Genomic DNA, 25935 nt, shown 5'->3' with positions numbered 1-25935 from the left:
ACACCCTGCCTGCTCGGCAAGGTGTCGCAATCACGGATTTTACTTGGCGGCTTCGACGCGCTTCTCGTAGGTGCGGACGATGTCGAAGTTGCTGTCCTTGGACTTGACGTAGCCCTCGTGGCCGTAGACTTCGGAGATAATCGCGTGGCCGGCCTTGGACTTGGCAATCTTCATGAAGGCCTTCGCCAGCTTCTCGCGGAAGGCCGGCTTGAGGGACTTGGCAACCGAAATCGTGTCGTTGGGAATCGGCTGCGTAAAGTAGATTGGCGTGAGCTTTTGCATCACATCCGGCACGTCTTTTTGGACCACGGTTCGCGCGTCCTCCCAGACGAAGGCCGCATCGGCGTCGCCGTTGAGCACGGCCATCACCCCTTGGTCGTGCCCCTTGACGGTGACCAACTTGGCCTGCGTCGCCACGTCGATGCCCTTGGCCTTGAGCTCGGCGGCCGGCCAGATGTAGCCTGACGAGCTGGTCGCCTCTTGAACCGCGATCTTCTTCCCTTTCAGGTCTTGGATCGACTTAATCGGGCCGTTGGTCTTGACCAAAATCTCGCTGCGGTAAGAATCGGTCAGCTTGTCGGATGTCTTGCCGCCGGGTTGCACCACGGCGAAGCGCTGGGCCTGCAGCAAGACGTCTGCGGCCTTTTGGCGATGCGCCTGCACGTAGCCGTCGGGCGGCAGGAAGCCGACCTGGACCTGGTTGGAAGCCATCGCCTCGACGATCGAGTTGTAATCGGTCGACACGGAGACCTTCACCGGAATCCCGAGTTCCTTTTGCAGTAACTTGGCCAGCGGCTTGGCCTTGGCCTCCAGCGTGTTGGCCTGCTGCGACGGGACGAACTGCACGTTCAGCTGCTTGGGCTCATCTTGGGCCGACGCCTTCTTGGACTGACCACAGGCGGCCAGACTCATCACGGCGGCGAGGCTCAACCCGGCCATTACGATCCGTTTGAAATTCATTTTGCACCCTCCAAAAAGTAGTTGTGTTCGTGAATTCTTGAACGGACCCATCATAGCACCGGTGTCGTGACATGTCAAGACATGGTGTCAACGGAATGAGAAAACCACGTGAAAACGCCTGGCCGCTGCCGCGACCAGGCGTCTTCTTGTGTCCTGACGGGGATTTCAATTAGAACTACGCCTTACGCCATACCAGGCCGCCAAAGAGCAGCAGCGCCAACCCGAGCCCAACCAGGCCGAAGTTGGCCGCATCGCCGGTTTGCGGCAGGTTGCGGTTGGCCGCCTGCTTGCCAGCGGCCTGGCTTGCGGGCTGCTGACTCGACTTGGTCGCATGGGTCGCGGCCTTGGCGGCGTGCTTGGCGTCCTTAGCCTCCTGCTTGGTCGCCTGCTTGGCGTCCTTAGCTGCCTGCTTGGCGCGGCGCTCGGCCTCTTTTTGGGCCTTGGTCGCGGCTTTTTCGGCGATGGCATGCGCCTTGGCGCCTTCGCGGTAGCCCACCGCGTAGCCGGCCTGGTACTGCGCCGGCCGGTTCGTCAGCTGCTTGGCCTGCGATGCCTTACCGGCCAGGCCATCCGCCTTGCCGGCCGCCTTGCCCGCCGCGTAATCCGCCTTGGCCTGGGCCGCCAGCGCGGCCTCTGCGGCCTTGATCGCCGTCGTCAGCGCCTGCGTTGCACTGTCTGTGGCCGCCTGGGTTGCCCAGGCGTCGGCCACAACGGTCTTGCCGGCGGCAATCGCCGCGGTCAGGGCCGCTTGGTCTTTGACCTTTGGCAGCACAGCCTCAGCCTTGGTGATGGCCGCGGTCAGAGCCGTCTTGTCGGCCAGCGGGTTTTCAAGCTCCAGCACCGCGTCGAAGCGCGGGTCAAGCGACGCCTGGTAGTCGTCTGACATGAACGCGCTGTAGACGTCAAAAATCGTCTGCGCATCGTTGATCGCCGCGGTGGTTTTGGCCACCGTCGCGTCGTCCCACTTGAGATCGGCGGCCACGCGCTGCACGTGTTGCAGCCCGGCCTGCTGAACCTGCGCCAAGGTGTAGCCCTTGGTTTCGGCAATCGCGGTCTTGGTCCAGCGGTAGGTCGTCGGGGTCACGTGATTCAGATCGGTCTCCGAGTACGTGCGGCCGTCGCGGTCAACCGCGTACATGAACATCCCGCCCAGGTCGCTTTTGGCGATGAAGTCCGCCTCTTGGTGCGTGTGACTGCCCAGAAAATCGCTTGGATCCGTGTCGTACCAACGGTTGTTGTCGCCTTCTTCGGGGAAGGTCAACCCGGCCAGGAAGTGGCGGGTGTCAAAGCCCACCGCCTTGTAGTCGGCGGCGGCCGCCTCGGTGCGGGTGGTGGTGCTGCCGTACTGCTGGTAGCCGACGTAGCTGAAGTTCTTCACGACGTTTTGGAACGGCGCCATGTAGGAGCCGTTGGAATCGTAGATGAACAGCGTCCCGTTGTTGGCGCGGGGGCCGATGTACTTGCCCAGGGCGTTGATCAAAATATCGGTGAGCCCGGTTGTGGCCGCCGTCGGGTACTGCTCCATGTCGATGTCAAGCCCATCCAGCCCGTACTGGCCGGACAGCGTCTCGATCTCCTGCTTCGCCCAGGCGTCGACGGCCGCCATTGCCTCGTCGTCGTTGAACTGGCTGCTGCCGTCAAGGGCGGCGTAGTACTTCTGGAAGTCGGACACCATGCCCATGTAGCCAAGGGCGCGAACCAGCTTCACCCCGCGCTGGTGCAAGGCCGGCGCGTAGGTCGTCTTGAGCGCCTCGAAGTAAGGCGCCGCCGCTTCCTCCTGGCCGCCCGGCACGTAGCTGAACACGTTGACGATGTCGATGCCCCGCGGCAAGTCGAGCATGGTCTGCGTGTTGGCGTCCGGAATGTCCGTGTTGACGCCCTTCATGGTCTTGTCGCGCCAGGCGCGGTAGTAAACCATGAACGTTTTGCCGTTCGGTGACGCGGCCGCCTTGACGTGGTGCGGCGTTCCCAGCGCCAGCCCCACCAACAGTGCCAGGCCCAGCCCCATCAGGACCAGCAGCCGTGTGATGCGATACGCTTTTCGTTTCATTATTCTCCATCCTCCACTTTCCGCGTGTTACGCCTCAGTTACCCATCGAACTGGAAAATAAAGCTCAAATAATATCCTCATGCCAAATATAACGCGACGCACCGGTCTCATCGCATCTTAATTAACGCTTAATCTCTCCCCGCTCCTCTCAGCGGACATATTGTAACCGGTTTCTTTAGCGAGCGCAAGCGTGAGCAACCGGCCGCGATGACTTCTTGGTATATCGGCCAATGCCAAGCTTTTGGCGGTGACGTCGCCGGCAAAATCGCGCAGCGGTGCCGCTAACAGGGCCTGCGGTAGGCGCTGCTCGCCGCACCGACACGCTCGCGGCGTAAGTTCGGTCGCTGTCATTAAATAATTTTTTGATTTTGCGTATTCAAAAAACAGACCACGCAAAAATCCGGCGCATCGCTGCGCCGGACGCGCCAAAGCCACCGCAGGGAAGAACGCTGCGGCGGCCTCGGTTATTTTGCTGGTTGGTTGCGTGCTTGTGCTGTCGTCCCCCGGTCAGCGCATCGCTGCGCGGTACCTTGGGACAAGCCCCCTGTCAGTTCGGTGCCGCAGCTACCTCGCAAGCGAGTAGGCACCGGACTGTGCGGCAGGAAGATGGTGGTCCACACCCTGGTGGTCGGCCCCAATCGGAGGAGGCCGTTGCACGAAAACGTCGACGTTGTTGCCTGGTTCGGCATGGCATGGGTGGGGGTACTGGGAATGCTTATGTCCCGGACCTTCCCCCTAAGCAGTAGAGTTGCAAGCGCTGCGGCCGCAGCGTTTTCGCCTGCCCGTTGACAATCATCTGAGGCCAGTGTAAGCCCTGCCAGTTTGGTCGTCAAATTTTAAGCTCACACAGATTTCGTTTTTTTAGCGACGGTCCTGAATCAGGCCTGGGTGACGCCCTCGTCGCGCGACGCGAGCAAGAACCCCTGCTGGTGCAGCGCCGCCAAGAGCTCACCGCGTTTGGCCGGCGTCGTCGTCGCGGCCTGGGTCAGCAGGTGCGTGAAGGTCTCCTCACGCGCGTTGGTGCTGCGGTTGGCATAGTAATCGCGAATCACCGCGTCGTAATCGGCGATGCCGGCCACTGCGGCGGCCGTGTCGTAGCCGTTGGCAAAATGCATCATCGCCCGGGGCAGCCGCGGCTTGGGCTGCGTCGCCTGATCCGGATAGCCGACCAACAGCCCGACCACCGGAAAGGTGTAGCGCGGCAGCTTCAGCAGGTCAATCAGGCGCAGCGGATCGTTGAGGACGCTGCCCAGAAAAACGGTGCCAAGGCCCAGGCTCTCTGCCGCAACCGCCGTGTTTTCGGCGGCCAAAAGCGCATCGCTTTGCGCCTGCAACAGCTTGTCGGCCGAACCCAGCACCTGGGCGTCTGCCGTTTGCGCCAGCGCCGCGGCCCGGTACTGGTCGGCGACGAAGACGAACAGGTGCCCGTTGCCATTCACATAGGCCTGCCGGCTGATGCCGGCAATCTCGGCGCGAAGCGTGGCGTCCGTCACGCTGATGACGCTGAAGGCCTGCATGTAGTGCGACGTGGCGGTGTGTTGCGCCACCGTCATCAGCTGCGCGACCGTGGCGGCCGTCACCGCTTGCGGGGTGAAGCGCCGAACCGAACGGTGATTCAGTTGCCGCTGGATTGTGTCATTCATGATTATGCTCCCTTTTCCGGCGCAAAACGCGCCAATTCCTGCCGCCGGCTAATCCGTCACACCGGTTGGCGTGGCGGCCTTGAAGCGCCGAATCAGCTCCCCGATCAGCGCCTCGCGGTTGCCACCGCGCAGCGTCACCGCGTAGTTTTGCGTGGCCATCGTCAGCCCGTGCGGCAGCCGCAGCGTGACCAGCTCGCCGGCAGCCAGCGCCGGTTGGGCCAGCGGGGCCGGCAGCACCGTGGCCCCGAGCCCCGCCACCGCCGCGGCCTGCAAAACGCCGGTGTTGGTGCTTTCAAGCAGCGGCACGACGTCTTGGCCCAGCCGATGCACCCGCTCGTCGAACACATCACGCAGGGTGCTGCCGGGCTCGCGCAGCAAAAACGGCATCGCCGCCAGGTCGCGAACGCTCAGCCGCCCTGGCGCCTGCAGTCCAGGCGCCGCCACCAGCAGCAGCGCGGTGGTCGACAGTTTCGTGGCCACATAGGCGCTGCTGCTGACGCTGCCTTCGATGAAGGCGACGTCGATGTCGCCGACCATCAGGCGCCGCTTGATGGCCGCGACGTTTTCGGCGTACAAGCGCAGCTCAAGTGCCGGATGCGCTTGGCGAAAGGCCGCGATCACCCCCGGCAGCGTCACCTGGCCCAAAGTCAAACTGGTGCCAATTCTCAGCGGCAGCTGCGGCACCAGCGTTTGACCGAACGCCGCCAGCGCCGCGTGGTCCTTTAACAGCTGCGTGGCCTTGGCGCGAAAGGCCACGCCGACCGGGTTCAGCCGCAGCCGGTTGTCGACGCGGTCGAACAGCTGCAACCCAAGGCTCGACTCGAGGTCGCGGATGGCGTTGGACACCGCCGGCTGCGAAATGTACAGGCGAGCGGCGGCCCGGGTCATCGAGCGGCTGTCGGCCACGGCGACGAAGATTTCAAGCTGGCGAATGTTCACGGTGGCCTCCTGTTCCCCATCATTTTTCCGTGATGGTCCCAACACCTAATTCATAGTTTGAATGATACCACATTCCCCGTATGCTGAAGCAGGAGGGATCACATGACAACCAATTGGCTTTTGTTTCGCATCTATTTCATGGCCAGCGGCTTCACCTTCTCCGGCGGCATGGCGATGCTGCCGGTGATTGAACGCGAGCTGTGCGACAAGCGTCAACTGATCACCAAGGCCGCCTTGTACGAGTACACCACCCTGTCGCAATCGCTGCCTGGGGTAATCGCCGTCACCAACGCCTGCTTCGTCGGCCGCAAAATCAACGGCCGCGCCGGCATGCTGGCCGCCGGCATCGGCGCGGTGCTGCCGGCCTTCACCTTGATGCTTGCCGCCACCGCGGCGTATCAGCAGATTCCGCGAGCCGGCGTGTGGCTGGCGGTCATGCAGGCGATTCGCGCCGCCAGCGCCGCGTTCCTGTTCACCGCGGCGTATCGCCTGGCGCGATACAACCTGACGGATCCGGTCGCCATCGGCTTGGCGGCCTTTTGCCTGCTGGCGACCGTGCTGGGCCTGTTGACCACGCCGCTTTTGATCGCGCTGGCCGGCGCCATCGGCCTGATCGCTTACCGGCCGCGAAAGGAGGCCAAACGATGATCTGGTCCATGATCTGGGCGTACCTCAAAATCGGCTTTCTAGGCTTCGGGGGTGGCTACGCGATGCTGTCTTTGATCTACGCCGAATCCACCAAGCTGGGGCTGACCGCGGCGCAGTTCGCCGACCTCAACGCCCTGGACGGCCTGATTCCCGGCCCGGTCGCGATCAACTCGGCGACCTACATCGGCCAGCTCGCCGGCGGCTTTTGGGTCGCCTTGGCCGTCACGCTGACCGTCTGCATCCCCTCTTTGGTGTTCGTGCCGCTGTACATGCGCAACGAACAGCGCATTCAGGAAAATTGGGCCCTGAACGCGCTGCTGCGCGGCATCAAGCCGGCCAGCGCCGGGCTGATCGTCGCCGTGGCGGTGCAGCTGGCGCTGACCACCATCGGCGGCATCGATTCGGTGTTCGCGCTGGCGGCCGCTCATGTCGACTGGGTCAGCCTCGCGGTCCTCGGCGTCGTGCTGGTACTGGATCTGAAGTGGCGGGTCAACCCGGTGGTGCTGATTGCGCTGGCCGGGGTGATCGGGGCTGTGGGGTATTGGTGTGGGGGGTAGACTGGCCCCACGTCAGCCCTACTAATTCGCACTTCCACGTTAGATAACATGTTTGAAAAGGGAAAACGCCAAATTGTGCTGTCCAAACTGATTTGTCTTCTAATTTTATGAGGCAAACCGGGCATAATCATCACCCAATTCTGCCATGAATTGCGCTAAAAGAGCTGGTTCCTGCTCAGCCACCGTAAGCTGCAGCATATTAATTCCAGCCCCATAAGTTTCATGGCGCCCCTTTGTGAGCGGCCAGTACTTTGAGATAAGATCGGCGAGGCCCTTGTCCGTCTTGTGGGCCGTCGCATAAGCATCCAGAAACCGGCGCATTTTTGCCGTGGCAACGTCGAAGGCGTAACGTGCCTTTGCATCTTCGGCCAGTCCTACCCAGAAATCCCTGATGTGCTGGGCTCGCTCGGTTGCCTCGACGCCCTCGAATGTGACTTCCCACAACAGCCAAGCAAAGCCAATCCAAAAATCTGGCCCCTCGACTTCAATCGTCATGCCCGCCAGCTCTTGATATGACAAAAGCCCGACCCCAACGTAGTCCTCGTCATCACCTGCAATGCGGAGAACAGGTGTCCAAGTGTGCCGAGTCATATCAGACGCGTTTTCAACGCTGTGGCGAACAATCAGCCGGCGCTTTGGATCAGGGCTTGATAAAGGGGCAAAGCTAGCGAACTCATTCAGCACATTCGCAATCAAGTGGCAGCGACCGGCGGCTGTTGCACCAGCGATTGCATCTCCCAAGGCCTCCACAATTGCAACGTGGTTGACCGGCCGCCGGGCGGCCTGGATGAGGTCTATCAACGGATAGGCCTTCGGTGCCATCGCCAGCACGGTCATTGTTCGCTCCGTTTCGGCAAAATGTTGTGCGACATTGTTTTCCAAATCGGTCGAGCGAATGTCCCAGTTCACCCAGTAGCGCTGCGTTGCGCCTTCTTGGGTGACCACAATGGCGCTGATGTCGCCACACGCCCGAATCCGTGCCGAGCCATCATGCTCAGAGTACCCCTGTGCATTTAAGTGAGACGAAAAAATCGCCGCTGGTGCCAGGGAATACTTAATCCAAAAACCGTCGCAAATGATAATGCCGGCCTGTTCCGCCTCCCCTAGTCGCGGTTGCCAAATTTGCAAGCGCTCAACAGTGTCAGGACGAAGGCTAAGAGACTCGCCGTTCTCAAAAACAAGTGTCAACGCAGACGCGCGAGCCAAGTCCACAATTTCGCCGTTGGCTATCATGTTTGACAGATACATCTCGGCCGCTCCGATTGTGATGCGATTATTCACTGTAATCATGGATATCCTCCTTGACCGCCAGAAAGTCTGACAAGGGACTCTCGCCTGAAGTCCTGCTCTCGGTCCATGTTCAAACATCGACTGCTATACAAACACCCCGGTCTATCAACGTCTGGAAGCTACTTTCAGTTTTCGGTTTGCCGTCGCGTGACACCGACCGGTTATCTGTAATATTACGCAGCCTTGCCATTTTCCCCCTGCCTCACGTTTTTTTCTTGGCCTCGGCCAATCAGCGGGCCATCAACACATCTTGCAAGATTAAAGGCTCAATCGGCAGCTAGGCATAACACATTCGTACCGCCATTCGTGCCTGACACTAGTTGCTTGCCCTTCTTTCTCACTTGGGTTAGATTAAGGCCAACAAAGCGCAAGACAAGAGGTCCCCCATGCCCGCAACTCGCTACTACAAAGCCATCAAGGCCATCATCAACGCCACCGCCATCCACCAGGTCCCGCTCGCGCTCACCTGGTACGACTACAGCAACCTCCCGGCCACCGTCCAAGCCTACCTGCTGGCCAAGCAGCAGACGACCGCGCTGGCCCCACTCGAGCGGCAGTTTCTGGCCAGCGCCGGCGCGTGGCTGGACCCGGAAGAATCAGACTTCGCGCTTCAAAACGCCTCGGTTACCGCCGAGCTACCGGAGCTCGCACAGCTCCAAGCAATCGTCGCGCTGCACCAGCAACTGGACGCCACCATCGCCGACGAGCTGCTAAACCCGGAAGACGGGAACTGGGAAGCGCGCTTTAACGTCCGAAGCGAGATCAGAGCGCAACTCGATGCGACGCTCCGGGACCTCGGCAGCGCTATGAGCCCAGCGGATCTCAGCAGCCTCAGCTACCCGCCCCAGGCTGGTCAGTGGGTGATGCCAACCACGCACCTCCAGGACTTGCTGGCCGGCTACGCGCAGGCACATCCCCTCACCGCGGCCGACCTGACCGCAATTTTGGGCCGACGCCTCGTGTCAGCCTACTGGCCCGTCAGCGTCCAGACCCATCCCCAATGGGCGCTGGCCTCATTTTTCGAATACCTGAACACGGAAGGTACCTGGTTGCTGGACCTGATTGAACTGCTGCAGACCACCCGCGACCCCAACATCGCCTACCTGACGCTGTTGTGGCTGCGGTGGTTCAAGCACGGCAAAACCTTCGACGGCTGGGAGATTGAGGCGACTGCCCGACACACGATTCGCCACGTCAAGCGCCTCATCGCGCTGCTGGCTCAAGGCCAAGTCGACGCAGCGGCACCGCTGCTGATTGCCCATGTGGCTGAACTTGGGGACTAAGATGTACGAACCAAATAGCGCGACCGCTTCGACGATCAGAATCGTCATGAAGGGGCCGCGCTATTGGTGATGTCGCGAATTGTAGTGAAGCTTGTCACTGATACAGCTGGCGACTGAGTGCGTCGTTTTTCCCCTCGTAGGCCGGCCAGCCGCCAACCAGGTCAATCGAGTCGAGCACCAGCTCGCCAGGCACCATCAGCGTCTCCAGCGCTCGGGCCAAATCTGTGGCGAACACCGGCGCGTCGGCCATCACTTCGGCTGGCAGTAGCGGCGCATCTCTGCCGAAAACTTCGCGATGGGCCGCCACGACAGGCGCAATCACACGCTTCATCTGGCGGATGAACGGGCGTCGCAGCTGCACGTCACCGTCGATGGTTTCGGACCAGTGCGGCGGCTTGGCGACAATGCGCACCAGAAAAATTGGATCCAGCGTGACGCCGCGGTCGTACGGCGCAATTGCGCCATCGTAAGCATCGATGGTCAATGGAATCATCTGAACGGTCATTGGGCAGTCACTCCTTACTTGAGAGTCGCGTCGCAGGTCATTAGTCGTAGGTCTTCGTCGGCTCGGCAACCGCCATGTCGCCAAACGCCTGCGCATGACGCAGAGCTTGACGCAGCGCAGGATCCACCGCGTAGATGTACAGACCGTGAACCCCGCGGGTCATCAGCACGTTAACCTCATTTTGAATAAGCTCCTTGGCTACGCTCAGCTTCTGCCCGTTCAGCGTTCGCTTCATGGTCGCATTGCGGTTGGCACTGTGTTCCGGGCGAATCACCACCCGACCATTTTCAAAACCGACGGACGGGCCCAGAATGACCCCGACGTAATTCAGATCCAGGCCCTGAACTGTGAAAGTCGAGCCGATTTCATCGATGGTCTGCGGCTGCTCAGCCCAGGCTAGTCGCTTGTTGCGGCGAGCCTGACGCCGGTCCGTAACTGGAATCTGCAGATTCCACGGCATCGACCAGGTGCCGACGCGGACGCGCCACATCTGGTTGGGGTCGTCGTCCGGTCGCTTCTTGTCGATGAAGGGCCAATCAAAGGTGGCAACCATGCGTGACAGCCCTTTGTCCAGATTGGCCGCCTGGTGGCGAATCGCCGCGGCCAGCTCTCCAGGCGTCTCGAAAATTCGCAACTCGTACCCTTTGGTGTCATCGCTTGGAATGGGCTTCACCACGCGTCCAAACACGAAGCTGCGAATCCAGTCCAGCGTGGTTGCATCCGCCCCCATGCGCAGCTGATTCGTCAGCGTCACCAAATTGCCCTGCGTTGCCGCCTCATCCGCCATCTGTTGAAAGGCCTCGCGGGTTCGATAGCCGTTAGTCGCAAGCACCTGGTGCGGGTCCAGGATTGCCACGACCACCCGCGACCGCTGCAAGAGATCGTCAAGCTGATTCTCGCCGCGATACGCCTGTTTTCCCTGGGTGTAAAGCAGATGGGCCTCATCCACCAGCGCCACATCAATAGGCGAATCATCCGGTGAAATCAGATTAATGTAATGGGTCGGTTTGTTGACCTCATCCCCTGCCGGCGTGAAAAGCCCAAGTCGCGTCATCACCTGCTCGTAGACTTTCACCTGCTGATCGTGATTGACCATCAGCTTGGCGACGAGGCGCTCCGCAACCGGCACTCGGTCTTGCAACTCACCTTCACGGTCTAAGGTGGTCTGAATTTGGTAAAACAGGCTGCTCAACAGCACGGTTTTGCCCGATCCGGCCTCACCTTGAACGATAATCAGCTGGCCGCGGTCGCCATGCGCCAGCGCAGCCTGAATTCGCGCAATCACAGTGTCTCTTGCGCTTTGCTGTTCGCCGGTCAGCTCATGAAACGGCGAGGCCTTGAACAGTGCAGAGTCCATAATGGCGCGTTCCACCGGAAACAAGTCCGGTTCGAGGCGGTGAAGCTTCGCCCAAATCTGACTGAAGATCTGATTCTTCTCACCCTTGGGATAGTAGCCGCCTTGCGGATTGGTGCGACCATTAATTAGCGCAAAGGCCTGCTCGTCACCCGAAAGGTACAGCATCAGCTTGTTTTCAATGTCCAACGTCAGCGATTTGTTGAAATGTTCGTGACCGATGACCAGCATTCGCCCGGCCTGGCCCTGATTGAACTTGCGCCACTCCGCGCTTTTCATCGGGTCAACCTCTAAATGCTGCCGAGTTCGTCTCACAATGTCGTTGGTCTCTCCGACGTACAGCATCACCTGCCTGCGCCGATTGCGGCTGCCGATTACGTAGACCGTTGGATACCGCAGCAGAAACTCGCGCTGGGCCGATTCCGTTAGATTGGCGAGCTCGACCACACCAGTCTCGTCATAATCAACGCTGTAAAAAACGGGATGCAGGTCTGTCATCGCTACGCCTCGAACTTCCAGTGTCGCTTCTGGTTCACGTTGAGTTTAGCCTCAACAATCTCATCTGGGTCGACATTTAGTCGGTCGCACAGGTAATAGGCGTAGGTCAACACGTCGGCCACTTCCATTTTCAGTGCCTGACGATCCTCATCCGTGAGGTCGCCGTCGCTAGCCTTCCACTGAAAAACCTTCTCCACCTCCGAGGCCTCAATGCTGAGGGCCCGGGCCAGGCTAATCATCGTGTGAAACTTACCCCAGTCGCGGCTGTCGCGAAAGGCCACCAAGTCCTGCATCACTTTGCTTGTCTCCATCCACTTTTCCCCCTGTTCATATCAGGTTCATTATAGCAAAGCCGATCCGGAGGAAAGACGATTTTTTGCTTTCATCGGCGGCCAGAGATTGTACGAAATCTGCGCTGGCGGCCAGACCCCCAACACACTGCGAGACGCCACCAAAAAACAGCCCCACAACCCGGCCCATTCGCCTGGTCACAGAACTGTTCCAATCCCTATCCACAAACGCTCGAGCTCCCGCGGTGCTTGGCTGCGCTTTGCGGCTGCGCTCACACTCGCGGCGGCTCGTCGAAGCCTTCGGCGTCCCACTCGGCCAGCCGGGCCTCCAGGCGATCGATATTCGCCTGGGTCTCTTCAATCGCCGCCAACACCTCATCAAGCGTCTCGCCGGCCGCACTGTAGCCCTTGTAGGCGGCGGTGGGGTAATCGATGTCCGTCAACTGCTGCAGGCGTTGGTTGGCGCGGCCGAGCGCGGCCACCAGCTGGTCGAACTGACGGTCACTGGCCATGGCGCCGCCCCCAGGCCAGGGCCTCCGGGGCCGGCGGCTGCACGGCCTTGCCGGCGCGGGCCAGCACCCACTGGTCGTAGTTCCACTCCTCGGTAGCGCGGCGGTTGTGCCAGTAATCCCACATCGACTCGCGCTCGAATTCGACCACTTCCCCGCCGGCGCCGACCGACACCCAATTGTAGCTGCCGTTGTCGTGGGCGAACTTCACCCAGCGAATAGGAATGGTGACCGTGGCGCCGGCGGCATCGCGGAACTCGCGGTGTAGCGCGTCGGTGCGGATGTACTCAAGGCCCTCGGCGTAACCGGGATCAAGTTCCTTGAACACGCGCCGCGCGATGGCCTCCGCCTCCGCCACGCTAGGTAATGCGGCACTCGCTGGTGCGATGAAGCGGTTGAAGCTCAGCAGGCGGCCGTCGTTGCCGTAGACCAAGGTGACATGCGCCTGGTACGGCACGGGCGGCGCCTGTTTTTGGTAGCGCTCGACGCGCACTTTTTCCATATTCCGTGAGCGGTTCTCCGTTGCCACTAGGACGTACGACTGTGGCAGTTGCAAGCTCGGCTGACTGATGCCCAACACTTGGATTGCTGTCATGGTTTAACCTCCAATTCTCACTGGTAAACTTGGGTGAGCAGCGCGGCCAGCTGTGCCTGCTCGCCTTCGCTCAGGTTAGCGAACACTTGCCGGTTGGTGGCCTCAAGCGCCGCGTTAAGCGCCGGCACGATGGCCAGCCCCTTGCCCGTCAGCGCCAACAGCCAGGTTCGCCGGTCGGCCGCCGCGCGTTTTTTGGTCACAAAACCGGCCGCGATTAGCTGCGCCAGGCGCCGCGTCACGTTGCTGGGGCTCAGGTGAATCAGGCGAAACAGCTGCTCTTGGGTCATCGCCCCGCGGTTGGCCATTTTCAGAATAAAATAATAGTTACTGGCCGTCAGCCCCAACGGCCGCAGGTTGACGTCAAGCTGCTCCGTCACGACCTTGGCCGCGATGTTCAACGTCGCGATTAAGTGGTCCGCGCCCATGCTTGTCCCTCTTTCTTTTCATCAGTAACCCCAGCGCCACAACCAAAAGCCCCGCGGCCAGCACGTAGGCGCCGCGCTCGGCCGCCACCAGCGCTGAAGCTGGCTGGTGCAGCGCCGACGCGACCTGCCGACCGGTGACGCGGCTCAACGCACCGTAAAACACCACACTTGAAACCGCGACGCCGATCATCATGCCAAGCTCTCGGGCCAGCGCGCTCACCGCGCCAACCGCGCCGCGATGCGCGGGGTCGCTACTGGTCATGATGCGGGTGTTGGCGGCGGTAGTGAAAACGGCCGTGCCGACCGCCGTCACAGCGGCCACGGCGACCAGCCACCAAGCCGACCCGCCACCGGGGCGGACGACAAGCGCCAGCTGCACCACCACCAGCACTACCATCCCAAGGCGCATCAGCCGCGGCGCCGGCCAGCGGTCGGTGACCACCCCGGCGACCGGATTGGCCACCAAGGCGACCACGGGCCCAGCCATCAGCACCAGCCCGGTCGCCCGTGCGTCGAGGTGGCCGACCAGCTCGAGGTCAATCGGTGCCAGCAGCACGAAGGCGTAGGCAGCGATGAAGCTGAGCAGGCTGGCGGCCAGCGGCACCGCCAGCGGTGGCGACCGCAGCAGCTGCAGGTCCAGCAGCGGAGCGGCTTGGCGCCGCTCCCAGGCCAGCCACAGCCCACCGCCGAGCGCGACGCCGATGAGCTTGCCCAGCGCCACCAGCGGTCTGGGCCCCGCCGCCACCGTCGCGGCGTAAAACAGCAGCGCCAGTACAATCACGCCGCCCGTGCCGACCCAGTCGTAAGGCGCTTCGCGCGGCCGCGGCGCGTTACCCGGCAGCGCCCACCAGGCCATAACCAGGCACAGGCCGCCGAGCGGCACGTTGACCCAAAAAATCTCGCGCCACCCCCACTGAGCCAGGATCAGACCGCCGAGTCCCGGCCCGGCAAGCGCCCCAAGCGAGATGAAAATGCTCTCGACGCCAAACGCCCGCCCCAGCTGTCCCGGGGGAAATAGATCCGTCACCACCGCGTAGCTCGTTGCCATCGTCATACTCGCCCCAATGGCCTGAACCACCCGGCCGGCCAGCACCCAGGCGAACGCCGGCGCCGCCCCGGCCAAGCCGGACCCAAGCAAGAACGCAGCGGTGCCGATTCGAAACAACCGCGGCCGCCCGATGCGATCGCCGAGCTGACCGAACGGCAACAGCAACGCGCTGATGGTGATCAGGTACACCGCGATTACCAGATTGACCTGGGCGGTGCCGACCCCGAGCGCGGCCGCCATCGCCGGCACCGCGATCGTCACGATGCTGCCATCCACCACCACCATGAAGAAGAACATCCCCAGCACCACGACGCCGAGCCACCGGCGGAAACTGCGCATGCCGCCACCTCCCACTGTCAGGTTGAAGTCAGTATAGCGCGGGTTGTTTGCGCAAGCAAATATTTTGACTCGCGTTTTCTTATAATTTTTTTCGGTTATGTTCATCTTGGCTCACAATTATTTTTTGCAAGGGCAGACGGCGAGACATCGATTAGCAGGGCGTTACGTTGCAACAGATTAGTCCCGATGCCACGTTCAGATCAATCCAATCAAAAACGCCTTGGCCGCTGTATGGCGCGGCCCAAGGCGTTCCTATTCAGCGACGGTGGCGCGATACCACCACGGCAGGTGACGATTTCGTCCGGCCAACCGGACGATGAACGTCAACCTGATTACATCATGTACCCCATCAACCCCTCGGGGCCGACAAGCTCAGTTTGCGCCCAGCCACGCTGCAATCAACCGCTCATACACGGCCAACAACTGTTCCTGCTCCACAAACTGGCCCTGAAACACGATGCTATTCATCTCCAGTGCCAGCTCCGAATCGCGAATCGCCTGCACCTGCGTTCGGCGCCGATCTTCCTTACCATACCGACTCAGCCAGGCCATCACGCGTCTGGGGGTTTGAATCGCCAAAAATGCAGGGCAAGCTGGCAACGCCTGACGTAAGGTATCCGCCATTCGAATCCCGGCAGCGTCCAGGTCTCCCAGATAGGTCACGACGAGGCCGCGGTTGATCAGCGTCGCCAATAAGTTCAGATAAGCGGGTTGAAAATCATTTCCCCCTTGATCAATCAACGGCCAGCCGGGGTGCAGATGATGCAGCCAGATGAACACCCCATTGTTTTCGATAATCACCGCCCGGTTGGTCGCCAACGGCCAGTTTGCCATCGCGTCAGCTTGCCAAGGATTCAGTGTCAAAGGTTGCGGTAGGTCGGTCCTGAAGACACCAGTTGAGACCAAGGCCATCCCAATCAACTGCGCAGACATTTCGCGAATGATAATTCCTTGGCTTCGCAGGTAGTCGATTGCCCAAGTGTAATAGTGGTAGTGGCGTGGGTCGACCTTGGAATCGGACAGGGCATGCGCGACCAGTCCGGCTTCAACGGCCTGCACCGAACGCGGCGGAAGCAGCTCACCGGCCTTTGCCCGCTCTAACCACCGCGTCAGCGCCGCCGCACGGGCTGGCAACGACCGGCCGGTGGCCGCCACATAAGCCGATTCAATCTCATTCATTCGCCTGCTCCGTCACGCCAGCCGCGTGCCACTGCATCACTTCATGCACCTGATTGGCGTGAAATTTACCATCCGCGCGGTCGGGCGCCAGCACTTCGTAAGCCCGGTTGGCCACACCATCAGCCAATAGTTTGGTTTGCGCGCCGGAGGGCATGGTTGCGATGAAGTTGAAGCCAAAACGCGCGATAGTTTGGGCAAAGGCGCGTGCGGTTTCGGGATCTAGCTTATCGGCGAACTCATCAAACATGACCAAGTGTGGCGCATCCCCCTTGGTCGCCTGACGCAGCCGCATTTTGGGCACCAACAATAGCGGCAAAACCATCGCCTGTGCCTTCTCCGCGCCAGAGCCTCCGGATTGGACAAAGGCATCGTTGACCAGTTCCCGTTCGTCGGAATGCCGCCGATAAATGTATATCTTGAACTCGGACCACAGGCGGGTGTCGAGCAAGTCGGCAGCGGCATCCATGAAGGCTTCCGCATCGGTCGCTAGATCTGGGTCGTTGACCAGGCGATCAATCCGGTTTTGAACCAACGCAGTCAAGGCCGGTCGCGCGGTCAATTGCAAGTCTCGGGCCTCGGCCACTGCGGCCTCAGTGCTTCCCGGTAGCGGCTCGAGCGCCACAGTCAAGCGAATACCCCGCGGATCGGTGCCCTCCGTGAGCATCCGATTGTACTCGGGAATCAGCTGATACTGTTGGGAAATGTGGATCGCCGCGGCGTTGAGGTACGTCTGCATCGCCAAAAGCTGGCCGCTCTCCCGCTCGGCCACGGCTTGCTTCAAATCCTCCAGACCGCTGGCAAACAGCGCAATGGCCGTCGTCAAGTCGAAAGGCACGACGAGTAAATCGCCAACCTCCACCGTGCGATTGCCACGCAACTGCGCCGCCAAATCATGCGCCTCGCGCCGATCGAACAAGACATCAAGTGGCTGTTCGTGCTCACGTCCCAACAAGGTGTTGCGCAGCTCCGATCCCAGTTGGCTGAAGGGATGTGCGCCAATCTGTGCCCCGTTGCTGTGACTGAACGCGAGCGTCGCCAGGATGTCACTAAGCGCCGCATCATCCGGTGCATAGTGACGCAGCTGCTTCAGATCAGCATTCAACCGGTCGTCGATGCCGGCCAATTCCTGCGTCGCCTGCTCAACCAAGCCCTGATTGGCCTTGACAGTGCCTTCTGCCTCCCCACGTTGGCGAATCAACTTGTTAATTGACGCATCGAGGTCCTTAATCACCTGTTTTTGATTGGCCACCTGATCGGCCAGCGTCGAATCCAGCTGCAGCGCATTGCGTTCATCCGTCAACACACCGATTTGCGTCTCGGCGACCGCTGGATCGAAGTCAGGATCAATCTCCGCCAGTAGCTTGTCCAGCTGATTCTGAGCGGCCGTCAGCGTGACCTGCGCGACGTCTTGATGATGGCGGTTAGTGTCAAGCGCAGCCATGGCCGTCGCGAATTCGGCCTGCAAATCCTGCAGTTTTGCGAGCAAGTTCGGGGCTTCAATGAAGACCTTGAGATCCGACGCGCCTGCAAGCAGCGTCTGTTGTTTGACTTGCAACTTGGCGACTTGACCGTTCATGGTCGCAGCCCCGGTTTCGTGAATGCGCTGGTTGTCGCCTTGCAACCCAGCATTCACGCCTGCGTTGCGCCGCCCGGTCAAACGCGTGTCGATGGCCACACCCATCTGCTCTTGCATGCCCACAACGAGTGCGGCATCCGCGCTGGTCTGGGCGATTGTTGCGGCCAAGTGCTGATAGTCTCTGATCTGATGCTGCTTGGCGGTCAGGTAATTAGTCAGACTGGCCAACATTCGCGTATCATCGGTTTGCGCCAACGCCTGGGTCAGTTCCGTGTGGTTGGCCGACAAGCCGTGCAGTTGCGCGACAACGGGGTCTCGTTGTTCCTTTCGCAGTGCAGTCGCTGCTTCAATCAGGGCCGACATTGCCTCATGGTGCTCGGCCACCAAAGCCTCATCGGCAGCCTTCTCCTCAAGCTGACGCTTGTTTAACGCGAATTGACTACGCCAGTCAGCAATCTGTGCATCCAGGTAATCGCGGTGCCGAATGAGACCCGCCTGATCTGCGAGCCGTTCTTGCAACCTGGCGAGCGTCTCATCCGCCTGGTCGTACAGGTCGCGATAACCGTCCTCCTGTTCGGCCAGCTTGGCGATTGTGGCAACGGCCGTGGTCACCGTCGTCTGTGCGTGATCGCGCTGGCTGGCCAACGCAACGTGGCGCGGCAAAAGGCCATCTGGCGCGTTCAGGTGATTCAAGTTTCCCCAAAATTGAAGCCGCTTGATATGCGCAAGGCGGTCCAGGCCGTTTTGTAATTCGCGTTGCAGCGCCAACGTTTGATTCAGGCTGCGCTGAGAGGCGGCCAAGGGTTCAATAATGCCAACGCGGTCAATTGGCTCTTGGGCCATGCGCAGGGCGTTGGGGATTGGCGCAAACCGGGCGTTCCCGCCGGTTAAGATTGGCGAGGCTAACAGTCGGTAGGCGTTGGCTAACTTACCCAACGCCTCCCCGCTGTCAAAGCCGTAGACATCACGCGCCACGGCGCCGCGATAAGCCTGCCAAGAATCATAGACCTGCAGTTCTTCGCCAAAGCCGGCATTCGCATCGATGAAGCCTTGCTTATCCAAGGTCACCCCGTCTGTATCTAGGCAGGTCAGGTCGGCCACCGACTGTGACTCCAACACGAACCACCAGGTGGCCGCCTTTTTCCCATCTGTCTGGCGATGCGCCCCGATACCCAACACAACCTGGCGTTTGGGCCCGGCGAATACCATGTAGGTGTACCCCGTCCGCACCTGATACTGTGTCGGGCCCCAGCCCAGAAGCATCGAGTTGAAGGTTCGCTTATCACGTGTGGTGTTGCGCGGGTCGGCCCCGCCGCTCACCGCCTCGCTGGACCGCGCAGGGTTGAAGTTAGGCGTGGCAATCGAGCCGTCGATCAAAACGGGGTAAAAAGCATTAGCCAGCGTTGTTTTTCCCACCGCATTGGCGCCGAGCAACGTGAGGTTACCCTCGGTGGCGGCCAATAGATCCAGACGCGAGTACTGGCCAAAATTGCGCAGATGGTAACTCACGGGGTGCAAATAGTCATTCTCCATAGCCTTCATCCTCCAATGTAATCGCGAACCGCTGGACCAACGGCGTCGCAAGCCAGCTGCCGTGCTCGAGCCTCGCCAGTCCGTTCAGCCGCAGCTCATCTTTGACCAGACTCGGATTGACACTGGCCTGCGGGTACAGCTGCTGGGCCAGCTGCTTGATGCGGGTTCCGAGTAACTCATCCGCCAACCCCGAAGCTAACGTTCGCGCCACCGCCAACGCGACAAAATACTGACGTGACGTGAGCTCTCGCCGACTCGCATCCAACAAGGCCGCATAGTCATCTCCGACCTCTAAGTAAAAGCGCTGCAGCGGTTGCCACGACGCGGAGATCTGCGCCTTCAGCTGCTGCAACGTGGTCCACAGCGGTCCGGCGCTGCTGTCCATGTAACGATGCGTCAGCAAGTAGGCGTTAACTTGTTGCTGCGCGGTCACGTTACCCGCCGGTTTCAGGCTTGCTTTCATCGCTTGCACCAACAGTTGCGCGATTGCGACGAAATCGACCGAAACGTCCCAATATTCATCAACGACTTGACTGGCTGCCGTGTTTTCAGCGTTCACCGGGTTGTCCGGCTTCAGCAGCTGGAACCGCTGAACGAACAGCTCATCAATCAACTTACCCACCGCCCTGTCCGATAACCCGGTCGTTGCCGTCTGGACGCTTGCAATCACTGGCCGCGCTTCGATTACGCGATCCGCCTCCACGCCTTGCGCGGCAGGCGTGTTGATGACCGCCTTGAATGTCGCCAGCAAAACCGTGATTTCCCGATTCGACAGGCGTCCTGGCCCCATCAACCACACCCAATTATCCTGAAACGACAGCGGTGTTCGACCGAACACCTGATTGAACCAGCCGTTGATCCGCCGCTGCCCCTCGGGTTTTTGATACGCGTCACGCGCCGCAATGGCACTGGCCTTCATCTCGGCCGTCTTCGTCCCGGTGAAAACACCATGCGTGATCAGCTGATCAATCACCGCGCGTTCAGCCTTCGTGAGTTTCGCCATCTTGGCGCCCTCCTTGCCCAAAGGTCACCGCAAACGCGTGCGGTAACACCACCACATAATCTTCCCCAGCCAGATGCACCCGAATCGGTTGCGCTCCCGTCACCCTTGCTTCGGTCACTGACCGACCAAAGGCCGCAAACGCCTCTGGATGTGCGTATTGGGTGGCCGGGTACAAGCTGACAATGGCATCGCGTGCCACAACGTTCCGGCACTCAAGATCATGATCGACGCGAGCCGAATCGGCGGTAACCATCACCAAGTCGACGAATTCGGCTAAGGCCTGCTGCTCCGCGCCGGCTAAGTCAACATCCACTGCCACTTCCGGATTGTCCGCCATGGTCACCACGCGAGTTTCCGCGGCGGCCACGGCACGGGTCACAGGCTCCATGCTTCCGGCCTCCAACATGTCGTTGCGCACCATGGTGGTCAGGTCTGCCATCCGATCGGCCCGTTCGTCTTTGGGTAGCGCCGACACCTCGGCCATTTCCGTCTTGCCCAACCGATCCATCGGCAGATGCGCTGGCCACTGCGCCGGCAAAGCGATGCGGGGGACCTGGGTCAGCAACTGATCGATGTCGGCCGTCAGGGCTTGCAGGTCGATTGAATGTCCGCGAACATGCTCGTATTCACGCGCCAACAGGTCCGTCGCCGACACCAGTGTGGTGAACAACAAATAGATTGAGTCGAAGCTGGTCTGGATTACAGACGTCGCCGGGTCAAAACTCTGCACCATGCTTTCCAACCGCCGCGTCACAAAGTCTTCGGTCTGCCGCCGTTCGATTTCCAAGGCCACCTGATCGCCGAGGGCGACCGAGACGTCAAGGTTGCCGGCAGCCTGGCGCGACTCGGCCACCATCTGGGCAAATTGCGGTTGGCCTTTGAGCCACTGGAGCTGAGTTGCCGATGCCATCATCTGGCTGTAAGCCTGAATCGCCTCATCGTGAAGCATGCCCCGCAGGTGATCGGCGGCGTCCCCCACCCGGTCAAACGCGAGATCCGTGCTAATGTCGTGCAAGTCCACATCGAGCTTGCGCAACCCGTTCATCACGGCATCATACGCCGTCAGCAGTCGGTTGAAATCCTCATACAACGCCATGGTGTCGGTGGCTAGGCCCTCGTACTGCTGGAACTTATCAATCAGCGCCACGTATTCACCGATCCGCTTGGTCGACGCCACCACCGTGTTTTCCGCATCGATCACGCGCTGCATCGCCTTCAGGTACTCGATGCCGGCCGCGTTGATGCGGTAGATAGCCGATTGAATGATGTGAAACTTGCCCGAATCCATTCGCTCACGAACCCGGCGCGTCGAACTGGTCACCAAGTGGGCCTGCTCAACCAGCACCTTCATCACGCCAAGCAGCGTTTCTTCCGCCACCCGGTTTTCGCCGGGTTCTAAGTAGTCGCCGTTGTATCGGGCAACCAAATAATTCATGGTCATCGGCTCACTGGCCGTGCTGCCATCGCGATACAGCATGGACAGCAGCGTCCAACCTGCCATCGGATGACCCTGGCTTCTCCCTAGGTTCATCGCCATCAACAGCGAGCGTAATGGTTGCGATAGTCCTTGCGCCATGATTGTCCTCCCGAAAAATCTACTATCGTCATTATACCGGATTCTTACCGAGCACGGTGACAAGCGTAGCTAAGCTCGGCCGAGGAAGGCTTTGATCTGTAGCCTTGAGCACTTCACACCAAAAAGGCCGAACGTTTCACTGTTCGTGCCAAACATTCGGTCAGTTCAATTCCGAGGGATGCGACCAATGGTCAACTAAGCGCGGCCATCACCCCTCGGCTTAGCTTACCGCACCGCCTACTGCCGGTCGCTGTCCCCATCGGCGAGCCCGTCCCAGTCGTCACCATAGGCCAGCCGCTCGTCTTCAAGCCAGTCGTCGGAATCCTCGTTCTCGCCCGGAAAGTCCGCCGCGTCGTCGCGGTCGTCGGCCAAGTTCGCGTCATCCCCGTCGCGGGTACCCTCGAAGTCCGTCACCGGCGCCAAGTCCACCGCGTCGTCCCGACCGGCCGCCGCGTTCTCGAGCGCCTGCTGCACCAGCTGCTCAGCCATCGCGTTGAGCTGGGGCTGAAAATCGACCAGGGCGCGAGCGACCACCCGCTTGGCCTCGTCCACGTTAATCGTCCTAGGCCGCCGCGCCTCGCGCCGCCTCATCGCGTTCTTGCGCTTGCGTTTTGCTCGACTCATCATTCGCCCTCCGTTCGCGACAGCCCCATCATCGTTAGCCTCCACTCTACCGCCAACGCCCGCGCTTCGCAACGCCCGTCACGCCAATAACCAGAAGGCGGCTAGTGCCTATTATCAAATAGGCGCAAGCAGTCGCCCCAACCCGCGCCGCGACTGCATCGGCACCGACGGACTGGATATGACCAAGTGTGAGCCATATTCGGCCAGGTGCCGAAAAACCGCGCAGATACAAGGTTTTCACCACACCTCTGCGCATAGTTTGTCATATGCACTACGCGAAGTCGGGAGAATCGGGCCGGTCTGCCTCGGCGAGCGGTGCCGCCGCGCAAAGGACGCGCCGGCGGCCGAAGATGCCGATCGCCGACGCGCCCTTTTTCAATCCGCCGCCCTACGCCTTGAGCAGCGCCTCGAGCTGATCCAACCGCATTTCCAACAGTGCGAACGCCACCTTCAGGTACTCCGGCTTGGTGACATTGACGCCGGCGCGCTTCAGCAGGTTCACCGGCGTGTCCGAGTTGCCGGCCTTCAGGAAGTCCTTGTACGCGGCCACCGCCGGCGCGCCCTCGGTCCAGATGCGCCGGGCCAGGGTCGTCGCGACCGCCTTGGACGTCGCGTACTGGTACATGTAGTAGTTGTAGAAGAAGTGCGGGATTCTGGCCCACTGCGCATGGGGCCAGCCCGTCGGCGTGACGCTCGGCCCGTAGTAGGCGGCCTCGAGCTCGTCCCACTTGGCGGTCAGCGCCTCCGCCGTCAGCGGCTGGCCGCCGTCCTCGAGCTCATACATGAACTGCTCGAACTCGGCGAACCGCACTTGAGCGTAAAACGTGCCCATGAAGTACTCAACCTCGCTGCTCAGCAGGTAGATGGCCTTATCCCGGTCGAACTGGGACTGGTCCAGCAGGTAGGCGGTGAGCAGGCTCTCGTTGGTGGTCGACGCGACCTCGGCGGTGAAGATCGGGTACTGCGCGTCCCAGTACGGCTGGTTGGCATCCGAGAGTACGCTTTGCATCGCGTGCCCCGACTCGTGCGCCAGCGTACTCATGGCGTCGAAGCTGTCGGTCCAGTTGAGCAAAATGTACGGGTGTACGCCGTACGCCGCGTCCTCGAAGCCACCGGAGGTCTTGCCCCGTGTCTCCAGCACGTCGACCCAGCGGTGGGCGAACTCGTCTTCCAGGTGGGCCTGGTAGTCGCGGCCGAGCGGCGCCAGCGCGGCCAGCGTCGTGGCCTTCGCCTCATCATAGCTTGGCGCAAACGGCGGCTTGCCGCCGGTCAGCGGCACCGACAGGTCGTACGCGTACATCACATCTAGGCCCAGCGCCTTTTTCCGCAGCGCGTAGTAGCGGTGCGCCAGATCCAGGTGCGCGTGGGTCTCTTCCACCAGCGTGTCGTAGACCGCCTCCGGAATCCGGTTCTGCCCCAGGTCCATCGCTCGCGCCGAGTCGTACTGCCGCAGCCGCGCCAGCGTGTTCTGGGCGTGCATGTGCGCCTGCAGGCTCTGCGCGAAGGTGAAGCGGTGCTGGTAGTACGCCTCGCCGAACTGCTTGGACGCCTGCCGCCGCTCGTCGCGCGTGCCGTTCTCGGCGATCAGGTACTGCAGCCCCTTGGTCAGCGGCTGCGTCTTGCCGGCGAAAACGATGCTGCCAAAGGTCAGGTCGGCGTCGTCGAGCGTGGACCGGATCGCCTCGGGTGCGGCAACCGTGGTATCCAGCGCGGCGAGCAGCCGCTCCTCCCCCGGCGCCAGCACGTGGCCGACCTGCGTGCGGATGGCGGCCAGCGCGTGGCGGTACTGCTTCAGCGCCGGCTCGGCCGCCTCGAACTTCGCAAGCTTCGACTTAGACAGCGCCACGATTGCCGGCTCCAGCCAGGCCACCGCCTGCGCGAACGCGGTCGCAACCTGATCCGCGGTCGCCTCCAGCTGCTGGGCCTGCGGGTCGGTGGTGTCCTGGGCCACCGCCAGCATGGCGTAAATGTTGATGCGGTCCACGAGCTCGCTGGCCGCGTAGTACGCCGCCAGGGTGTCGGCGAAGTGCTCGGCGTCGGCGGTGAAGGTTGGTGCCTGGGCGGCCAGCGCTGAGGTCTTGGCCAGGGCTTCGTTCACCGCTGACGTGAATGCCGCCTCGTTCGGGAATAGTGCGGCCAGATCCCAGGTCAAGGACTCTGGGGCCTCGCTGCGGTTGAGTTGTTCTGTCATTTGATTGCTCCTCTCAAACACTTGTCGTAGGGTTATACGCTTACTGTAGCATTGTAAACGTTGAAACAAAAGCACCCCAGAATAAGGCCCCTATCAATTTGAAAAGGAACTCTACGAAAACCAGGTGTTAGATCATCGACGCCCGGTCAGTGGGTAAGATTGCCCCTTGTGTCCAGCTGCATGAAAAAAGTCCCGAGTCTCCGAAGCACACGGAGACTTAGGACTTCTTGAAATCCACGAGTATCGCAATCGACCGGCAAGCTCTTGCTCTACTTCACATAGCTCCCCAGTGGCGCGGACCGGTACCGCAACCCGAGCAGCTGATCCACGGTCACGACCCCTGGCGCGGCATTGATCACGTCCGGAATTCGGTTGACGATAGTGGCGCAGGTGTGGGCCACGGTGTCCGGCTTGGCCACGGCGAAGTCGACGTTCGGCGTACCCTTCAGGTGCCACTCACACAGGTCGCCCTCACCCGGCTGGTAGACCTTGCCGATGGTCTGGAGCACCAGGGTTGGGCCCTGGTAGGTCTCGATGGTGCAGACCGCGGACATGCCGATGGCGTGGCCGGCCGGGATGTCCTCACCGGTGGTGTCGGAGTGTACGGTCTTGTCAGCCGTCACCGGGACGCGTTTTTCACTGATGCTGCGGACCGTCCAGCCCAGGCGGCTGACCAGCTCCTCACCGGAGTTCCACATGTAGGACGGGAAGCTTTCGACCTCGGTGATCTGGTGCTTGAAGTCGTCCGGCGACAGGCCGACGCCGTGCGCCTGGGCGAGGGCCAGGCCGTAATCTTCGACGTTGTAGCTGACGGCGCCCTCGATGCGGTCGATCTGGTGCGCGCCGGCCATCACGGTCAGCGGTAGCTGGCTCCAGAAGATGTCCTGCATGCCGGAGCCGGTGATGGAGACGCCGTGGTCCTTGGCGATGCGGTTGAGTTCGTTGGTTTTTTGCGCCGAGGTGTTCCAGCTGTAGAACATCTCCTCGCTGGTGGTCACCACGTTGACGCCGTGCTCCAGCACGCGCTTGAAGTGCGCGAAGTTATCGTCGACAAAACTGAACAGCGTGACCACGGCGATATCGGCGCTGACGGTGTCCAGCACCTGGTCGGCGTCGTCGGAGATGGTGATGCCCAGCTTGTGGTCGAGGCCGGCGAACTCGCCGACGTCCATCCCCACGATTGCCGGGTTGGTGTCGATGGCGCCGACGATCTCCGCGCCCTTCTCAAGCAGGTACGGCACGATCACCTTGGCCATGTTCCCGCAGCCGTACTGGATCACACGCACTTTTTGATTCGTCATTGTAGACCCTCCTATGAAT

General features: G+C 61.0%; 22 protein-coding genes. 3 read left to right on the top strand and 19 right to left on the bottom strand.

What is annotated here, in order from left to right; translation table 11 throughout:
• Positions 1-39 precede the first annotated feature (39 nt).
• The 4 genes from phnD to ACYVRZ_RS08480 all read right to left on the bottom strand — a co-directional run bounded on the left by phnD (position 40) and on the right by ACYVRZ_RS08480 (position 5592).
• Entirely contained in the window at positions 40-960 is a 921-nt protein-coding gene (gene phnD / locus ACYVRZ_RS08495; protein WP_461226188.1) for a phosphate/phosphite/phosphonate ABC transporter substrate-binding protein, read from the bottom strand.
• A gap of 175 nt (positions 961-1135) precedes the next feature.
• Positions 1136-3010 carry an EndoS/ChiA family endoglycosidase gene (locus tag ACYVRZ_RS08490; RefSeq protein WP_461226187.1) on the bottom strand — a complete coding sequence of 625 codons (1875 nt, stop codon included), beginning with the start codon at positions 3008-3010 and terminating at the stop codon, positions 1136-1138.
• A gap of 878 nt (positions 3011-3888) precedes the next feature.
• Entirely contained in the window at positions 3889-4653 is a 765-nt protein-coding gene (locus ACYVRZ_RS08485) for a nitroreductase family protein (protein ID WP_461226186.1), read from the bottom strand.
• Between the two features lie 48 nt (positions 4654-4701).
• The gene (locus ACYVRZ_RS08480; protein WP_461226185.1) at positions 4702-5592 is read right to left on the bottom strand and encodes a LysR family transcriptional regulator; all 891 of its coding nucleotides are present in this window, start codon (positions 5590-5592) and stop codon (positions 4702-4704) included.
• Between the two features lie 102 nt (positions 5593-5694).
• On the opposite strand from ACYVRZ_RS08480, the gene ACYVRZ_RS08475 reads away from it, so the two are divergent.
• Together ACYVRZ_RS08475 and ACYVRZ_RS08470 are read left to right on the top strand one after the other, a co-directional pair.
• The gene (locus ACYVRZ_RS08475) at positions 5695-6240 is read left to right on the top strand and encodes a chromate transporter (protein WP_461226184.1); all 546 of its coding nucleotides are present in this window, start codon (positions 5695-5697) and stop codon (positions 6238-6240) included.
• Positions 6237-6797 carry a chromate transporter gene (locus ACYVRZ_RS08470; RefSeq protein ID WP_461226183.1) on the top strand — a complete coding sequence of 187 codons (561 nt, stop codon included), beginning with the start codon at positions 6237-6239 and terminating at the stop codon, positions 6795-6797. Before ACYVRZ_RS08475 ends, ACYVRZ_RS08470 begins: the two co-directional genes overlap by 4 nt.
• A 105-nt stretch (positions 6798-6902) precedes the next feature.
• Here ACYVRZ_RS08470 and ACYVRZ_RS08465 read toward each other — a convergent pair whose 3' ends face one another.
• Complete coding sequence (locus ACYVRZ_RS08465) at positions 6903-8087, bottom strand: hypothetical protein (RefSeq protein ID WP_461226182.1); 1185 nt, start codon at positions 8085-8087, stop codon at positions 6903-6905.
• 386 nt (positions 8088-8473) lie between these two features.
• On the opposite strand from ACYVRZ_RS08465, the gene ACYVRZ_RS08460 reads away from it, so the two are divergent.
• Positions 8474-9370 (top strand): hypothetical protein, encoded by an 897-nt coding sequence (locus tag ACYVRZ_RS08460; RefSeq protein ID WP_461226181.1) that lies wholly within the window; start codon positions 8474-8476, stop codon positions 9368-9370.
• Positions 9371-9464: 94 nt separating this feature from the next.
• On the opposite strand, the gene ACYVRZ_RS08455 is transcribed toward ACYVRZ_RS08460, so the two are convergent.
• The 14 genes from ACYVRZ_RS08455 to ACYVRZ_RS08390 all read right to left on the bottom strand — a co-directional run bounded on the left by ACYVRZ_RS08455 (position 9465) and on the right by ACYVRZ_RS08390 (position 25916).
• A complete protein-coding gene (locus ACYVRZ_RS08455) occupies positions 9465-9875 on the bottom strand; it encodes a hypothetical protein (RefSeq protein ID WP_461226180.1) in 411 nt (136 codons plus the stop codon).
• Between the two features lie 40 nt (positions 9876-9915).
• Complete coding sequence (locus ACYVRZ_RS08450) at positions 9916-11727, bottom strand: DUF2075 domain-containing protein (protein WP_461226179.1); 1812 nt, start codon at positions 11725-11727, stop codon at positions 9916-9918.
• 2 nt (positions 11728-11729) lie between these two features.
• Complete coding sequence (locus ACYVRZ_RS08445; RefSeq protein ID WP_461226178.1) at positions 11730-12038, bottom strand: nucleotide pyrophosphohydrolase; 309 nt, start codon at positions 12036-12038, stop codon at positions 11730-11732.
• Between the two features lie 251 nt (positions 12039-12289).
• The gene (locus ACYVRZ_RS08440) at positions 12290-12529 is read right to left on the bottom strand and encodes a hypothetical protein (protein ID WP_461226177.1); all 240 of its coding nucleotides are present in this window, start codon (positions 12527-12529) and stop codon (positions 12290-12292) included.
• The gene (locus tag ACYVRZ_RS08435; RefSeq protein WP_461226176.1) at positions 12519-13121 is read right to left on the bottom strand and encodes a hypothetical protein; all 603 of its coding nucleotides are present in this window, start codon (positions 13119-13121) and stop codon (positions 12519-12521) included. Before ACYVRZ_RS08435 ends, ACYVRZ_RS08440 begins: the two co-directional genes overlap by 11 nt.
• A gap of 17 nt (positions 13122-13138) precedes the next feature.
• Positions 13139-13546 carry a MarR family winged helix-turn-helix transcriptional regulator gene (locus ACYVRZ_RS08430; protein ID WP_461226175.1) on the bottom strand — a complete coding sequence of 136 codons (408 nt, stop codon included), beginning with the start codon at positions 13544-13546 and terminating at the stop codon, positions 13139-13141.
• Complete coding sequence (locus ACYVRZ_RS08425; RefSeq protein ID WP_461226174.1) at positions 13482-14933, bottom strand: MFS transporter; 1452 nt, start codon at positions 14931-14933, stop codon at positions 13482-13484. The genes ACYVRZ_RS08430 and ACYVRZ_RS08425 overlap by 65 nt, the downstream gene beginning before the upstream one ends.
• Positions 14934-15305: 372 nt before the next feature.
• Positions 15306-16112 carry a DUF2399 domain-containing protein gene (locus tag ACYVRZ_RS08420; protein ID WP_461226173.1) on the bottom strand — a complete coding sequence of 269 codons (807 nt, stop codon included), beginning with the start codon at positions 16110-16112 and terminating at the stop codon, positions 15306-15308.
• Positions 16105-19221 (bottom strand): SbcC/MukB-like Walker B domain-containing protein, encoded by a 3117-nt coding sequence (locus ACYVRZ_RS08415; RefSeq protein WP_461226172.1) that lies wholly within the window; start codon positions 19219-19221, stop codon positions 16105-16107. Before ACYVRZ_RS08415 ends, ACYVRZ_RS08420 begins: the two co-directional genes overlap by 8 nt.
• A complete protein-coding gene (locus ACYVRZ_RS08410; protein WP_461226171.1) occupies positions 19211-20224 on the bottom strand; it encodes a hypothetical protein in 1014 nt (337 codons plus the stop codon). Before ACYVRZ_RS08410 ends, ACYVRZ_RS08415 begins: the two co-directional genes overlap by 11 nt.
• On the bottom strand, positions 20202-21800 hold the full coding sequence (locus ACYVRZ_RS08405) for a hypothetical protein (RefSeq protein WP_461226170.1): 1599 nt from the start codon (positions 21798-21800) through the stop codon (positions 20202-20204). The genes ACYVRZ_RS08410 and ACYVRZ_RS08405 overlap by 23 nt, the downstream gene beginning before the upstream one ends.
• Before the next feature lie 237 nt (positions 21801-22037).
• Complete coding sequence (locus ACYVRZ_RS08400; protein ID WP_461226169.1) at positions 22038-22424, bottom strand: hypothetical protein; 387 nt, start codon at positions 22422-22424, stop codon at positions 22038-22040.
• A 388-nt stretch (positions 22425-22812) separates the two neighbouring features.
• Positions 22813-24615 (bottom strand): oligoendopeptidase F, encoded by a 1803-nt coding sequence (gene pepF / locus ACYVRZ_RS08395; protein ID WP_461226168.1) that lies wholly within the window; start codon positions 24613-24615, stop codon positions 22813-22815.
• Positions 24616-24884: 269 nt separating this feature from the next.
• Positions 24885-25916 (bottom strand): NAD(P)H-dependent amine dehydrogenase family protein, encoded by a 1032-nt coding sequence (locus tag ACYVRZ_RS08390; protein ID WP_461226167.1) that lies wholly within the window; start codon positions 25914-25916, stop codon positions 24885-24887.
• Between the last annotated feature and the right edge of the window lie 19 nt (positions 25917-25935).

This window comes from Lacticaseibacillus suihuaensis (assembly GCF_054785075.1).
This window is presented reverse-complemented; position numbering and strand designations above follow the sequence as displayed.

Excerpts from the sequence above, each read along its gene's own strand:
- ACYVRZ_RS08415 (WP_461226172.1), bottom strand. The coding sequence starts at position 19,221 with ATGGAGAATGACTATTTGCACCCCGTGAGTTACCATCTGCGCAATTTT.
- ACYVRZ_RS08470 (WP_461226183.1), top strand. The coding sequence starts at position 6,237 with ATGATCTGGTCCATGATCTGGGCGTACCTCAAAATCGGCTTTCTAGGC.
- ACYVRZ_RS08485 (WP_461226186.1), bottom strand. The coding sequence starts at position 4,653 with ATGAATGACACAATCCAGCGGCAACTGAATCACCGTTCGGTTCGGCGC.
- ACYVRZ_RS08390 (WP_461226167.1), bottom strand. The coding sequence starts at position 25,916 with ATGACGAATCAAAAAGTGCGTGTGATCCAGTACGGCTGCGGGAACATG.
- ACYVRZ_RS08465 (WP_461226182.1), bottom strand. The coding sequence starts at position 8,087 with ATGATTACAGTGAATAATCGCATCACAATCGGAGCGGCCGAGATGTAT.
- ACYVRZ_RS08490 (WP_461226187.1), bottom strand. The coding sequence starts at position 3,010 with ATGAAACGAAAAGCGTATCGCATCACACGGCTGCTGGTCCTGATGGGG.
- ACYVRZ_RS08450 (WP_461226179.1), bottom strand. The coding sequence starts at position 11,727 with ATGACAGACCTGCATCCCGTTTTTTACAGCGTTGATTATGACGAGACT.
- ACYVRZ_RS08430 (WP_461226175.1), bottom strand. The coding sequence starts at position 13,546 with ATGGGCGCGGACCACTTAATCGCGACGTTGAACATCGCGGCCAAGGTC.
- ACYVRZ_RS08410 (WP_461226171.1), bottom strand. The coding sequence starts at position 20,224 with ATGGCGAAACTCACGAAGGCTGAACGCGCGGTGATTGATCAGCTGATC.
- ACYVRZ_RS08420 (WP_461226173.1), bottom strand. The coding sequence starts at position 16,112 with ATGAATGAGATTGAATCGGCTTATGTGGCGGCCACCGGCCGGTCGTTG.
- ACYVRZ_RS08400 (WP_461226169.1), bottom strand. The coding sequence starts at position 22,424 with ATGAGTCGAGCAAAACGCAAGCGCAAGAACGCGATGAGGCGGCGCGAG.
- phnD (WP_461226188.1), bottom strand. The coding sequence starts at position 960 with ATGAATTTCAAACGGATCGTAATGGCCGGGTTGAGCCTCGCCGCCGTG.
- ACYVRZ_RS08425 (WP_461226174.1), bottom strand. The coding sequence starts at position 14,933 with ATGCGCAGTTTCCGCCGGTGGCTCGGCGTCGTGGTGCTGGGGATGTTC.
- ACYVRZ_RS08435 (WP_461226176.1), bottom strand. The coding sequence starts at position 13,121 with ATGACAGCAATCCAAGTGTTGGGCATCAGTCAGCCGAGCTTGCAACTG.
- ACYVRZ_RS08445 (WP_461226178.1), bottom strand. The coding sequence starts at position 12,038 with ATGGAGACAAGCAAAGTGATGCAGGACTTGGTGGCCTTTCGCGACAGC.
- pepF (WP_461226168.1), bottom strand. The coding sequence starts at position 24,615 with ATGACAGAACAACTCAACCGCAGCGAGGCCCCAGAGTCCTTGACCTGG.
- ACYVRZ_RS08455 (WP_461226180.1), bottom strand. The coding sequence starts at position 9,875 with ATGACCGTTCAGATGATTCCATTGACCATCGATGCTTACGATGGCGCA.
- ACYVRZ_RS08405 (WP_461226170.1), bottom strand. The coding sequence starts at position 21,800 with ATGGCGCAAGGACTATCGCAACCATTACGCTCGCTGTTGATGGCGATG.
- ACYVRZ_RS08475 (WP_461226184.1), top strand. The coding sequence starts at position 5,695 with ATGACAACCAATTGGCTTTTGTTTCGCATCTATTTCATGGCCAGCGGC.
- ACYVRZ_RS08440 (WP_461226177.1), bottom strand. The coding sequence starts at position 12,529 with ATGGCCAGTGACCGTCAGTTCGACCAGCTGGTGGCCGCGCTCGGCCGC.
- ACYVRZ_RS08460 (WP_461226181.1), top strand. The coding sequence starts at position 8,474 with ATGCCCGCAACTCGCTACTACAAAGCCATCAAGGCCATCATCAACGCC.